General features: G+C 35.8%; 11 protein-coding genes and 2 tRNA genes. 7 read left to right on the plus strand and 6 right to left on the minus strand.

Annotated features, from left to right (window positions below; translation table 11 throughout):
* Window positions 1-99: 99 nt before the first annotated feature.
* Together galE and IWX80_RS03235 are read right to left on the minus strand one after the other, a co-directional pair.
* A complete protein-coding gene (gene galE / locus IWX80_RS03230) occupies window positions 100-1,113 on the minus strand; it encodes a UDP-glucose 4-epimerase GalE (protein ID WP_196852141.1) in 1,014 nt (337 codons plus the stop codon).
* A gap of 81 nt (window positions 1,114-1,194) precedes the next feature.
* Complete coding sequence (locus IWX80_RS03235) at window positions 1,195-2,325, minus strand: DegT/DnrJ/EryC1/StrS family aminotransferase (protein ID WP_196852142.1); 1,131 nt, start codon at window positions 2,323-2,325, stop codon at window positions 1,195-1,197.
* A gap of 228 nt (window positions 2,326-2,553) precedes the next feature.
* On the opposite strand from IWX80_RS03235, the gene IWX80_RS03240 reads away from it, so the two are divergent.
* From IWX80_RS03240 to IWX80_RS03255, 4 genes are all read left to right on the plus strand, one after another.
* On the plus strand, window positions 2,554-3,789 hold the full coding sequence (locus IWX80_RS03240) for a 3-deoxy-D-manno-octulosonic acid transferase (protein WP_196852935.1): 1,236 nt from the start codon (window positions 2,554-2,556) through the stop codon (window positions 3,787-3,789).
* Window positions 3,782-4,228: a GNAT family N-acetyltransferase gene (locus IWX80_RS03245; protein ID WP_334682209.1), complete on the plus strand. Its 447-nt coding sequence runs from the start codon at window positions 3,782-3,784 to the stop codon at window positions 4,226-4,228. The genes IWX80_RS03240 and IWX80_RS03245 overlap by 8 nt, the downstream gene beginning before the upstream one ends.
* A 23-nt stretch (window positions 4,229-4,251) precedes the next feature.
* Window positions 4,252-6,414, plus strand: coding sequence for a S46 family peptidase (locus IWX80_RS03250; protein WP_196852143.1), 2,163 nt, complete (start codon window positions 4,252-4,254; stop codon window positions 6,412-6,414).
* A gap of 205 nt (window positions 6,415-6,619) precedes the next feature.
* Complete coding sequence (locus IWX80_RS03255) at window positions 6,620-6,853, plus strand: PG1828 family lipoprotein (RefSeq protein ID WP_196852144.1); 234 nt, start codon at window positions 6,620-6,622, stop codon at window positions 6,851-6,853.
* Window positions 6,854-7,018: 165 nt separating this feature from the next.
* Here IWX80_RS03255 and IWX80_RS03260 read toward each other — a convergent pair whose 3' ends face one another.
* From IWX80_RS03260 to mutS, 4 genes are all read right to left on the minus strand, one after another.
* Window positions 7,019-7,366: a DUF1508 domain-containing protein gene (locus tag IWX80_RS03260; RefSeq protein WP_165151934.1), complete on the minus strand. Its 348-nt coding sequence runs from the start codon at window positions 7,364-7,366 to the stop codon at window positions 7,019-7,021.
* A gap of 130 nt (window positions 7,367-7,496) precedes the next feature.
* Window positions 7,497-7,582, minus strand: a tRNA-Leu gene (locus tag IWX80_RS03265).
* A gap of 12 nt (window positions 7,583-7,594) precedes the next feature.
* Window positions 7,595-7,670, minus strand: a tRNA-Gly gene (locus IWX80_RS03270).
* A 147-nt stretch (window positions 7,671-7,817) separates the two neighbouring features.
* Complete coding sequence (gene mutS, locus IWX80_RS03275) at window positions 7,818-10,424, minus strand: DNA mismatch repair protein MutS (RefSeq protein WP_196852145.1); 2,607 nt, start codon at window positions 10,422-10,424, stop codon at window positions 7,818-7,820.
* Window positions 10,425-10,586: 162 nt separating this feature from the next.
* Between mutS and IWX80_RS03280 the strand changes: the two genes are divergently transcribed.
* From IWX80_RS03280 to IWX80_RS03290, 3 genes are all read left to right on the plus strand, one after another.
* Entirely contained in the window at window positions 10,587-11,036 is a 450-nt protein-coding gene (locus IWX80_RS03280) for a DUF1573 domain-containing protein (protein WP_196852146.1), read from the plus strand.
* A gap of 70 nt (window positions 11,037-11,106) precedes the next feature.
* Complete coding sequence (locus tag IWX80_RS03285; RefSeq protein WP_196852147.1) at window positions 11,107-11,643, plus strand: RNA methyltransferase; 537 nt, start codon at window positions 11,107-11,109, stop codon at window positions 11,641-11,643.
* A 90-nt stretch (window positions 11,644-11,733) separates the two neighbouring features.
* The gene (locus IWX80_RS03290; protein ID WP_334682210.1) at window positions 11,734-13,839 is read left to right on the plus strand and encodes an Ig-like domain-containing protein; all 2,106 of its coding nucleotides are present in this window, start codon (window positions 11,734-11,736) and stop codon (window positions 13,837-13,839) included.
* The last annotated feature ends 11 nt before the right edge of the window (window positions 13,840-13,850 follow it).

A 13,850-nucleotide genomic window follows, 5' to 3' on the forward strand; every position in this document is an offset into this window, starting at 1 on the left:
ATCTAACGAATTTACAACAAATTACTTAAACGAAAAAATCCCGAATTATCATTGTGATAATTCGGGATTGTATTCTTACAATGAACTAAAAGCTAATTACTAACTCCTGATTTTCTGTTCCCATTTCCAAGCGCTTGCCATCGCTTGTTCGAGCGTAGATTGCGCTTGCCATCCTAAAACATCGTTCGCTTTATCCGTATTTGCGTAAGCCGAAGTTATATCGCCTTCTCTGCGTCCTACAATTTTATAAGGCAATTTTTTACCACTTACTTTTTCGAAAGTATGGATGACTTCTAAAACAGAGCTTCCGGTTCCGGTTCCCAAATTAAAGGTTTCTACTTTTTCCGTATTTTTTTTGTTCAATAAGCGTTGTAAAGCAATTACATGGGCTTTCGCCAAATCTACTACGTGAATATAATCGCGAACTGCCGTTCCATCCGGAGTTGGATAATCATCTCCATAAACCGAAAGTTCCTTACGCAAGCCAAAACCGGTTTGCGTAATAAAAGGCACTAAATTCTGAGGAACCCCAATAGGTAATTCTCCAATTTCAGTGGAAGCATGCGCCCCAATTGGATTAAAATAACGCAATAAAATAGCATTGATATTAGTAACTTTGGCAGTATCAGTGATAATTTCTTCTCCTATTTGTTTCGTGTTTCCATAAGGAGACATCGCAGTTTGAATCGAAGCATTTTCAGTGATTGGCATGGTTTCGGCTTGACCATAAACCGTACAAGAAGAACTGAAAATAAAGTTAGCCTCAGGTTTTTGCTGTAATTCCTGCAAAACATAAACCAAGGCATTTATATTATTTTCATAATACAACAATGGGTTTTCTACACTTTCGCCCACTGCTTTCGAAGCTGCAAAATGAATAACACCTGAAATATCATGGTGCCTTTTGAAAAAATCCTGTACCTTTTCTTTTTCGCGTAGATCTAATTTTTCGAAAGCTGGAACTTTACCCGTAATATTCTGAATTCCGTCCAAAACACTCAAGGAAGTATTTGATAAATTATCTACAACGATAACTTCATAACCTTCGTTTTGTAATTCTACTACGGTATGAGATCCTATGAAACCCAAACCTCCTGTGACTAATATTTTCATGATTTCTTTTTTGTATAAAACGCGACTTATTGCGTCCTATCGTTTATAAAAAAGACGCGATAAATCGCGTCTCTACTTAAATTATCCTAAATATTCTAAAACAGAATCTGTTATAAACTTAATTTGCTCGTCATCTAACTCGGTGTGCATTGGCAATGAAAGTACTTCCGTCACTAATTGATTGGTTACCGGAAAATCTTCTTCTTTGTAACGAGAATCAGCGTATGCTTTTTGCGAATGCAACGGAATTGGGTAATAAATAGCACATGGAATTCCTTTGTCTAACAAATGTTGCATCAAACCATTCCTGTCAGCATCAATGATTCGCAATGTATATTGATGAAAAACATGGCAATCACAAATATCACAAATACTTGGTGCTATTATATTTTTATGCCCTTCAAAAGCAGTTGAATATTTCCTGGCTGCGTCTTGTCTGGCTCTTCCATATTCATCTAACAAAGGCAATTTAGCATTCAAAACTGCTGCCTGAATACTGTCTAATCTAGAATTTACACCTACAACATCATGATGGTATCGCTCGTACATTCCATGATTTACAATGCCGCGAAGTTTGTGCGCCAATGCATCATCATTCGTAAAAATCGCTCCTCCGTCTCCATAGCATCCAAGATTTTTAGAGGGGAAAAATGAGGTCGCTCCTACGTGACCAATCGTTCCCGCTTTCTTTTTAGTTCCATCCGAAAATTTACAGTTGGCACCAATCGCTTGCGCATTATCTTCGATAACGTATAAGTTATATTCTTTGGCGATAGCCATAATTGCTTCCATATTAGCGGCACGACCAAACAAATGTACAGGAACAATTGCTTTTGTTTTTGGCGTAATCGCTTTTTTGATTTCTTCAATAGAAATATTCATGTTGAACAAATCCACATCTACTAAAACGGGTGTCAGTTGCAATAAAGCAATCACCTCCACTGTCGCAGCAAAAGTAAAATCGGCAGTGATTACCTCATCGCCGGGTTTCAAATCCAGTCCCATCATAGCAATTTGCAACGCATCGGTTCCATTTGCACAAGGAATTACATGTTTTACGTCAAGATATTCTTCTAATGATTTTTGAAATTGATGTACTTGCGGTCCATTAATATAGGTATTAGTGTCTAAAACTTCCTGAATGGAAATATTAACGGTATCTTTTATTTTTTCATATTGACTTTTTAAGTCAACCATTTGGATTTTTTTCATTGCAATTTTTGTTTAATGTTCGAAAGAATACCGTTTTTTAATACAGTAAATACTTTCTTAAAACGAAGAACAAAAATAGTTATTTATGAATTGAAACCAATGCAACATGCAGTAAAAAAAGATAATATTAAAATGAAATAAAAAGAGAGATCCCCAAACCAAAATTTAAATATTACTGTGGAAGAAATTAAAATAAAGAAAACGTATTTTAGCCCAAAAATTTAAATGATGCTTTCATTATATAACTTAATCGTTCAATTTGCTGGTTTTTTATTAAAAATCATGGCGCTTTTCAGTCAAAAAATGAAACTTTTTGTAGATGGCAGGAAAGTAGTTTTCCCTCTTTTGGAGCAAAAAATAAAACCTACCGACAAAACAATCTGGTTTCATGCCGCTTCTTTGGGTGAATACGAACAAGGTTTACCGGTGATTGAAAAGATAAAGGATAAATTTCCTTCGCACAAAATCGTGGTTACTTTTTTCTCTCCCTCGGGTTATGAGGTTCGTAAAAACAATGCTGTTGCTGATGTTACGGTTTATTTACCTTTGGATACCAAGAAAAATGCACAACAATTTCTACAACTTGTTCATCCGGATTTGGTGTTTTTTATTAAATACGAATACTGGCCCAATTATTTAGCCGAGCTCAAAAAATCAAATACCAAAACCTATTTAATTTCTGGTATTCTTAGACCAAATCAACTGTTTTTCAAATGGTACGGTGGTTTTTACAGAGACGCGCTGGATGCGTTCACGTACTTTTTTGTTCAAAATGAAACTTCTAAAAAGCTACTGCAGCAATTAGGGAAAACTAATGTTGCCGTTTCTGGTGACACCCGTTTTGACCGAGTGGCCACAATTTTAGAAAAAGACAATTCACTGGATTTTATTTCTGATTTTAAAGACAATAAACTCACTATTGTCGTGGGAAGTTCATGGCCAAAAGATGAAGATTTAGTAGTGAATTTTATTAATTCGAATACTTTTGATGTCAAGTTTATAATTGCTCCACATAATATTAAGGAGGAGCAAATTCAACAATTAAAAAACAGCATTACCAAAAAAACTGTTTTATTCTCTCAAAAAGAAGGAAAGCAATTGGCTGATTTCAATGTTTTCATTATTGACACCATCGGGATTTTAACTAAAATCTACAGTTATGCAGATATTGCTTATGTTGGCGGCGGTTTCGGGAATCCCGGAGTTCACAATGTATTAGAACCGGCAACTTTTGGCGTTCCAATCCTTATTGGACCCAACTATTCACATTTTGCAGAAGCAATTGCGCTAGTCAATATGGAAGCCTGTGTTTCAGTTAACAATCAAAAAGAATTGAATGAAGCTCTTGAAAACCTAATACACAATGACGACATCCGAAATGAAAAAGGACACATGTGCAGCACTTTTGTACAAATGAATAAAGGCGCTACTGCCATTATTTTAAAAAATATTTTGAATGATTGAATTTAAAACCTTAAAACTTTCCGATATAGAAACCGTCGTCTCCATGATGGAGGAATTTTATGCCATCGATAATTATCCCATTTCAATTGATGTTTCTAAAGCCTTGTTTCAAGAATTTATTTCCAATGAAAATCTGGGAAAAGCTTGGCTCATTTTTTCTGATAATGAAATTGTAGGATATCTTATTTTGACTTTTGTTTTTAGTTTTGAATACAAAGGAAGAATTGCTTTTTTAGATGAATTATATGTCACCGAAAAAGCTCGTGGAAAAGGAATTGGCAACGAAGCCATTACATTTATTAAAACCGAAAGTCATAAGCTATCTTTAAAACTGATTTATCTGGAAGTAGAACCGCACAATAAAAAAGCACAAAAATTGTATCTTGCCAACGGTTTTGAATCGCACAAAAGACAATTGATGCAATACAAAATCAAATAAAATTACACTCTAAATTTAATACCATGAAGTTTTTAAAATTATTCTTATTACTATTTGTCATTCAAACACAAGCCCAGCAAGGCGGCATGTGGATTCCTTCGCTGCTGAAAGGAATGAATGAAACCGAAATGAAAAACCTGGGCATGAAAATGTCTGTACAAGACATTTATGATGTGAATCAGTCGAGCATGAAAGATGCGGTTCCACATTTTAACGGAGGTTGTACCTCAGAAGTTATTTCTCCAAAAGGACTGATTTTAACCAATCATCATTGTGGATTTTCACAAATTCAATCGCATTCAACAGTTGACCATGATTACCTGACGGACGGTTTTTGGGCCTACAAAATGGAAGATGAATTACCAAACGAAGGTTTGACAGTAACTTTTATGGTAAAAATTGAAGATGTAACAACAGCTGTTCTGGAAGGTACTGCAACTCTTACCAGCGAAGCCGCAAAACAAAAGAAAATCCAAGAAAACATTACGGCTTTGTCTAAATCGTTGCCAAAGGAAAATTGGCAGGAAAATAAAATCCGTACCTTTTTCGAAGGCAATCAATACATTCTTTTTGTAACGGAAACCTTTACAGATGTGCGTTTAGTTGGTGCTCCGCCTTCCTCTATCGGGAAATTTGGTTCTGATACTGACAACTGGGTTTGGCCACGTCATACTGGAGATTTCTCATTGTTCAGAATCTATGCTGACAAAAACAATCGTCCGGCAGCCTATTCAAAAGACAACGTGCCTTACACGCCTAAACATTTCTTGCCTATTTCATTGGATGGCGTAGCCGAAGATGACTTCACATTGGTTTTTGGTTACCCAGGAAAAACAAACGAATATTTACCTTCGGTTGCGATTGAGCAAATTGTAAACGAACTGAATCCTGCAAAAATCGAAATTAGAGACAAAGCTTTGAAAGTTGCCGATGGTTTTATGCGAAAAGACAATGCCATCAAAATTCAGTACGCTTCAAAATATGCAAGTATTGCCAATTATTGGAAAAAATGGATTGGCGAAACACAAGGATTAAAAAAATCAAATGCGGTTGCCGTAAAAAAAGAATCTGAAAAAGAGTTCCAGCAAAAAATAGTAAAAGCAGGCAAAGAAAAAGAATATGGAACACTCTTGGCTGACTTTGACAAAAACTACACGGAAATTGCACCTTACGCTGTAGCAAGAGATTATTTTACGGAAATTGTTCTGCGTAATACTGAATTACTAAGTACGGGATATAAATTGTACCAATTAGAAGAAGTTTACAAAAGTAAAGGAGAACAGTCTTTCAATGACCGAAAAAATAATTTAATAGCAGGACTGGCTGATTTTTACAAGAATTTCAATGCAACTGTTGACGAAAAAGTTTTTGAGCAATTGATCGAATTATACGCGACGAAATCTCCAAAACAATTTTTACCAAAAGGCTTGGTGAATGTGAATGCTAAAAATCTGGCTTCGGAAGTTTATTCTAAATCTCAACTGAAAAATTACGCCGGTTTGAAACAATTGTTATCGGGTGATGCCCGTACTGTTTTGGCAAATTTAAATAATGATCCCGGCTTCTTACTTGTAAAAGAATTAGCCGACAAATATTCTAAAGAAGTTGCTCCAAAATACGACGAACTGAACTTAACGATTACTGCGTTGCAACGCACGTATATGAAAGCGCAATTAGAATTAAATACGGAAAGCCGCATTTTTCCAGATGCTAACAGCACTTTACGTGTAACATACGGAAAAGTAAAAGGATATGAGCCTAAAGATGCTACTGTGTACTCACCAGTGACGTATTTAGACGGCGTGATGGAAAAATACATTCCGGGAGACTATGAATTTGATGTTCCTGCTAAATTGATCGATTTATACAAAACAAAAGATTACGGTCCTTACGGCGAAAATGGGAAAATGCCCGTATGTTTTATTGGCACAAATCACACCACAGGAGGTAATTCAGGAAGTCCGGCAATTGACGCTAACGGGAACTTAATAGGACTGAATTTTGACAGAGTTTGGGAAGGAACTATGAGTGATATTTATTACGATCCAAGTATTTGCAGAAATATCATGGTAGATATACGCTACGTATTGTTCATTATGGATAAATATGCAGGTGCAAAAAACTTAATCAGTGAATTAAAACTAGTGCATCCAAAGAAAAGTAAACCGCTGAAAAAGAAAAAATAAAAACAAAAATAGCCAGAAAACAAGACTAATCAAATGTTATTAAACATTTCTTAATCAATTGCTTAAACTGGCACAATAATTGTAACTTGTTCCAGCGTTGACAAAAAATATTATTTTTTAAAAAAAAAATAAAAAAATATTTTACATATTAAAAAATTTATATCTTTGCCACGAATTAATAATTAACCTTTTATATTAAATTAAGATGAAAAAAGTATTTTTAAGTTTAGCTGCTGTTGCTGTATTAACTGTTGTATCATGTAAAAAAGCTGACGCTCCTGCTGAGGATTCTGCAACTGCTGTTGATTCTGCTGCTATGGTAGTTGATTCTGCTGCTATGGTAGTTGATTCTGCTGCTCAAGTTGTTGATTCTGCTGCTACTGCTGCTACTGATGCTGCTGAAGTTGCTACTGACGCTGCTGCAGAAGTAAAAAAATAATTAGAACTCAAATTCTAAAAATTTTAAAGCCATCCGCTCTGCGAGATGGCTTTTTTAATTTGTAAAAGTTTCTTCAATAAGAAACGGCCTTACAAAAGCAAAAAAAGAAGAGCGTCTTGGCAATTACCAAGACGCTCTTCTTTTTTTGAATTCAATCGAAAAAACTCAATCGATGAAAACAAAATCATTGGCTGAGAAATCTAATATTTCAGATACAGAGCCATATCGTACGATTTCATCAATTCCCTTCTGTAAACGCAGGGAAGTAGTGTACTTTCTGCTTGTTGCAAAATGATTATCCCCAAGCATCAATTTGAAATAAAACTTCCCACTGGAAGATTTAAATTTCAAAAAATTAGCTGACTGAATATTCGTTTTAAACCTTTCGATATCTTCTTCACACTCAAACTTGAGTTCATAACTCAAACTCGTAAAAACAACCTTTCCCTTTCTGGAAGTAAATACAAATTTATATTCGTCGTTATATCTTTTACTAATTACAAAAGCTCCCATTAAATTTTAGATTGTAGATTTCAGATTCCAAACATCGAACATAGAATTCATTCCTGCGAAATCATTTTGTTTTGAGTTACAAATTCCTATAAATAAAAAAAGCTTCAAACATAGTTTGAAGCTTTTTTAGTACTCAGAGCGGGACTTGAACCCGCACGAACATTGCTGTTCACTGGATTTTAAGTCCAGCGTGTCTACCAATTTCACCATCCGAGCATTATGTGGTGTTGGAGCGAAAAACGGGGCTCGAACCCGCGACCTCGACCTTGGCAAGGTCGCGCTCTACCAACTGAGCTATTTTCGCATTATCAATTCTTAAAAGAACCGCAATACTTGTTCTGTATTGCGGATGCAAATTTAAGACATTTATTGAATTACACAAGCCTTTTATATAAAAAAATCATGTGCAAAAGTTAATCTTCTGATAACCTAAAGATTAAAATAAATAAAATTATTTTCTAGTCAACATTCTTTTAATTTCATTGAGTTTCATCAGCGCTTCCATAGGCGTAATGGTATTGATGTCCAGATTTAAGATCTCTTCTTTGATTTCCTCCAATAAAGGATCGTCGAGATTAAAGAAGCTCATTTGCATCTCATCCTTTGCGGCTTTAATTCCGTTCAACGCATCGCTCGAATGATTTTTTTCTAATTTTTTCAAAAGCTTCTGCGCTTTCAAAATCACAATTTGAGGCATTCCCGCCATTTTTGCTACATGAATTCCAAAACTGTGTGCGCTTCCTCCTTTTACCAATTTCCGAATAAAAAGTACAGTATCCTTTAATTCTTTGACAGCCACATTATAATTCTGAATTCTAGGCAATGATTCACTCATTTCATTCAGTTCATGGTAATGTGTAGCGAATAATGTCTTCGGTTTTGAAGGATGTTCGTGTAAGAATTCTGCAATTGCCCAAGCAATTGAAATTCCGTCATACGTACTCGTTCCTCTTCCAATTTCATCTAAAAGCACTAAACTCCTATCAGAAATGTTATTCAAAATAGAAGCCGTTTCATTCATTTCGACCATAAAAGTAGATTCACCCATCGAAATATTATCACTCGCTCCTACTCTTGTAAATATCTTATCTACAATTCCCATTCTCACACTGTCAGCTGGGACGAAACTCCCCATTTGACACAAGAGTACAATCAAAGCTGTTTGACGCAAAATAGCTGACTTTCCGGACATATTAGGACCCGTAATCATAATCAATTGCTGTGTTTCTCTATCCAAGAAAACATCATTGGCAATGTAAGGCATCCCAACCGGCAATTGCTTTTCGATAACAGGATGCCTTCCGTTTTTGATTTCGAGTTCGAATGTTTCATCTAGTTCAGGACAAACATATTTATTCTCGATAGCTAATTGTGTAAAAGAACACAAACAATCGAGTTGCGCAACCAAATTAGCATTCATTTGAACCGGCTTGATATACGTAGCAATCCAGCTCACCAATTGTTCAAATAATTCTACTTCTATTTTATGGATTTTTTCTTCGGCACCAAGTATTTTAGTTTCGTATTCTTTTAATTCCTCCGTAATATATCGTTCTGCGTTGACTAAAGTCTGCTTTCGAATCCATTCCGCAGGAACCTTATCCTTGTGCATGTTTCTAACTTCAATATAATATCCAAAAACGTTATTAAAAGAAATTTTCAACGAAGAAATTCCCGTTAATTGTGATTCCCGTTTTTCAATTCCTTCCAAAAATTCCTTCCCTGAAGTTGATATTGCCCGTAACTCATCTAATTCAGCATTAATTCCTTTGGCAATCGCATTTCCTTTGGCAATAGCAACAGGCGCATCTTGATTTAAAACAATTTTGATTTTTTCACGCAATAATTCGCAACTGTGTAGACTGTCACCAATTACTTTTACGGCTTCTTGCGGACTTTCTAAAGCCAAGGTTTTTATTGGAATAATAGCGTCTAATGATTCTTTCAGATAAACCACTTCGCGAGGCGATACTTTTCCGGCAGCTATTTTCGAAATCAAACGTTCCAAATCAGAAATTTGCTTGATTTGATTTTGAATATTTTTCAGGACACTTTGATTTTCTTTTAAATAAGAAACCACTTGGTGCCGACCTTGAATTTTATGACTGTCTTTCAACGGCAATGCCAACCATCGTTTCAGCAAACGACCACCCATTGGCGAAAGCGTTTTATCAATAACATCCAATAACGTCACTGCGTTTGGATTGTAACTGTGGTACAATTCCAGATTACGAATCGTAAAGCGGTCCATCCAGACATAAGCATCTTCGGCAATACGCTGAATCGCTGTTATATGCTGCACCCGATTGTGCTGAGTCTCTGATAAATAATACAAAATAGCTCCCGAAGCGATGATTCCTTCTTTCAATTCTTCGATTCCAAAACCTTTCAAAGTAATTGTCTGAAAATGCTTAGTCAGTGTTTCAAATGCATAATCTTCTTTGTAAATCCAGTCTTCGAGATAAAAACTATGATAATCGTCCCCGAAAATTTCTCGGAAATCACTTTTATTATTTTTTGGAATCAGAACCTCACTTGGATTAAAATTCTGCAATAGTTTATCAATATATTCGGAGTTTCCTTGAGCCGTCAAAAACTCTCCGGTAGAAACATCCAGAAAGGAAATTCCTATAGATTTATTTGCAAAATATACTGAAGCCAAAAAATTATTTGTTTTGGACTGCAACACCTCATCATTCATTGAAACCCCAGGAGTTACAAGTTCAGTAACACCACGTTTCACTATCGTTTTAGTCATTTTGGGATCTTCAAGCTGATCACAAATGGCTACACGAAGTCCTGCTTTTACTAATTTAGGCAAATACGTATTCAAGGAGTGATGCGGAAAGCCAGCAAGCGCCGTTTCTGTCTCAGAACCCGCTCCACGCTTGGTTAACACGATCCCTAAAATTTTAGAAGCACGCACAGCATCTTCACCAAATGTCTCATAAAAATCGCCCACACGAAACAATAAACACGCATCAGGATACTTCCTTTTTATCTCGTTGTATTGTTTCATTAACGGTGTTTCCTTAACTACTTTATCTTTAGATGCCAATGGTTTTGTGTTTGAAAAATTAAAAAATATTTAGGCGAATTTATAGATTTTTAAACAAAAATGCGGTCTCTTCAAAAAATTAAACTATTTTTTTAAGAAAAAATTAAGGCGTAAATTCTAATTTTTATATAGATTTGTAGATATTTTAAAAATTAAAGACACATGAAAAAAATAATTGCTTTAGCTATGCTAGTTGTATTAGGAGTAACTACTTCTAACGCACAAGAAACATCAAAAAAATTAAAAGCAACAAATACTAAAGTTGCTACTGCAAAAGTAAATGGAGCTGGAATGGTTTTCGTAACTGAAACTATTGATTACGGTACTGTGGCTTATAACTCTGACGGTCGTCGTGAATTTGTTTTTACTAATAACGGTAACAAACCATTGATAATTACTAATGCACAAGGTTCTTGTGGTTGTACTGTACCAACGTATCCAAAAGAGCCAATTGCTCCAGGTGCAAAAGGTGTTATTGGAGTAAAATATGATACTTCAAGAGCGGGTCAAGCATTTACAAAAACAGTTACTTTGACAACTAATGCAGTTGTACCAAGTAAAACACTTACAATAAAAGGAAATGTTTTAGCTGCTCCTGCTGCAAAAAGCTAAATTTTAACTCAATACATAAAAAAAGCTTCCATTAACTTCGGAAGCTTTTTTTTTGAATAATTTACAAAATATGAGAAAGCTTGAAAACAGCGAACTGGAACGAAAATCCATTGAGGCTTTTAAAAAATCTGAAAAAACACCACTTATTCTAGTATTGGATGACATTCGAAGCCTACATAATATTGGCTCCGTTTTTAGAACCGCAGATGCATTTCTAATTGAAAAAATATATTTATGCGGAATTACCGCCACACCTCCCAACAAGGAAATTCATAAAACCGCACTTGGAGCCACTGAAACTGTTGCTTGGGAACATCACGAGAATGTTCTTGAAGTTATCGAAAAATTAAAAAAAGAAAACGTGATGACACTTGCCATAGAACAAGTGGAAAGCGCTATTTTTCTACAAAATTTTGAGGTTAAAAACGGACAAAAATATGCTTTAGTTTTTGGAAACGAAGTCTATGGTGTTTCGCAAGAAGCTGTTGCGCTATGTGATGGCTCCATCGAAATTCCACAACTAGGCACCAAACATTCTTTGAATATTTCGGTAAGTGCCGGAATTGTAGTTTGGGATTTATTTCAAAAAATGAACTGGCCAAAATAAAAATTTAAAAAAACAGGAACAGCAATACCGTATCGTATGAGAATTAATACTTTCTTGAAAATAACAATAGCTTTTTTATTCTTTGTACCAATGGCAAACTATTCAGCCATTCCCATTTACACCCTAAAAAAAGACAGCGCTGTTATTCCTAGAAAAGCAATAAAATCATCTATTACAGCTGTTGCCCCCAGAATTACAGCGACAGGCAATCAAATTTACTGTCCAGGAACTTCGGTAAAAATAGTGACCGATGTAAATATAACCGGCTCTGATGCAACTGACATTGGGACTGACGCGGTTTACATCCAAATTTCCACAGGATATGTAAACGGACAGGATAAAATTGAATTATCCAATCCTACACTACACCCAAATATCGTCACTGAATGGAGTCCTCTTGAAGGAAAATTAAAATTATCCAGTGCTACTCCACCTGCACAAGTACTTTATTCAGACTTTATAAATGCAATCAAAGATGTTGTTTTTAGCAATTCCTCTGCAACTCCGTCTGGAAGCAGAACCTTTTCTATTACTCTTGGAGCAGCCAATTATTTACCTAGAAATGGTCACTATTATGAATATTTCCCAAACATAGGCATTAGCTGGACAGCCGCAAAAGCAGCTGCTGAGGCTAGTTTCTATTTTGGCCTTCAAGGATATTTAGCAACAATCACAGCTGCTGACGAAGCACAATTAGCAGGAGAACAGGCTAACGGAGCAGGATGGATTGGCGGTAGTGATGCCGAAACAGAAGGAGTCTGGAAATGGGTTACCGGACCGGCTGTTGACAGAGTGACATTTTGGAATGGTGGAATTAATGGGACAAGCCCTAATTTTGCACTTTGGAATACTAATGAACCCAACAATAGCAATAACATTGAACACTATGCGCATATAACTGCGCCAGGTATTGGAATAGCAGGTTCCTGGAATGATTTACAAGTAAATGGTGATGCAAACGGAAATTACCAACCTAAAGGATATATTGTAGAATACGGAGGAATGCCTGATGATCCAATTCTTGAAATTTCAGCCAGTACCACGATAATAATCCCTCAAATTACGGCTATTATTCCCGCTTCAAATTGCGGAGCAGGAACTGTGACATTACAAGCAACGGCATCTGGCGGAACGATTAATTGGTATGATGCGGCAAGCTTTGGGAATTTAGTACACACGGGTAATACGTACACTACCCCTTTTTTAAACACAACAACTACTTATTATGTGGATGCAGGCTGTTCCAATAACAGAACAGCTATTACCGCAACAATACATGCTATTCCTAGCATAACATCAACCAACAATCCCGTTTCAAGATGCGGAGCAGGAACTGTAACTCTTCAAGCAAATACCACTATTGGAACTGTTAATTGGTATTCGAGCTTAACTAGCTCCGCTATCATAGGATCTGGAACAAGTCTGACTGTACCCAATATTACACAAAACACAACTTATTACGCAGAAGCTATAAATAACGGTTGTACAAATGGAAATCGGATTGCTGTTGACATCATAATTTATGATCCTCCGGTAGTTACGGACGAGGAATTAATACTTTGTGAATCCGGCAGTTTAATCCTTGATGCAGCAATCCCTGATATGACGTATTCATGGTCAACTGGCGAAACCACGAAGACAATTCAGGTTACTGCGCCAGGCATTTATATCGTAACGGTAACAAATAGCGCTAACTGCAGCAGCACAAAAAAAATCACTGTAATAGAACATGATACTCCACAAATCGACAGGATTGACGTCAATGAAACCACTGTTGTAATTTATTTAAAAAACACAAAAGACTATTTTGACTATTCTGTTGACGGGATTAATTATCAAAGTTCGAATGTATTTTTCAATGTGGCAAGCGGCTTGCAAACAGGCTATGCGAGAGAAATAAATTCATGCGGGATTGACAGTGAATCTTTTATAGTATTGATTGCTCCGAAATTTTTCACCCCAAACAATGATTCCTATAATGACGTATGGGAAATTAAAGGATTGGTCAATTATCCTGAAGCTCAAGTGAACATCTTTGATCGTTATGGTAAATTCATCACGAAATTAAATTCAGCTAAACCATCGTGGGACGGAACATTCAATAAAAATTTACTTCCGGCAACCGATTATTGGTATGTATTAAAAATTGACACAAACAGTCCTGAAAAAAGAGGACACTTTTCATTAAAAAGATAAGAATTTGAATT

The organism is Flavobacterium sp. CAN_S2 (assembly GCF_015752255.1).
Taxonomy (GTDB): Bacteria; Bacteroidota; Bacteroidia; order Flavobacteriales; family Flavobacteriaceae; genus Flavobacterium.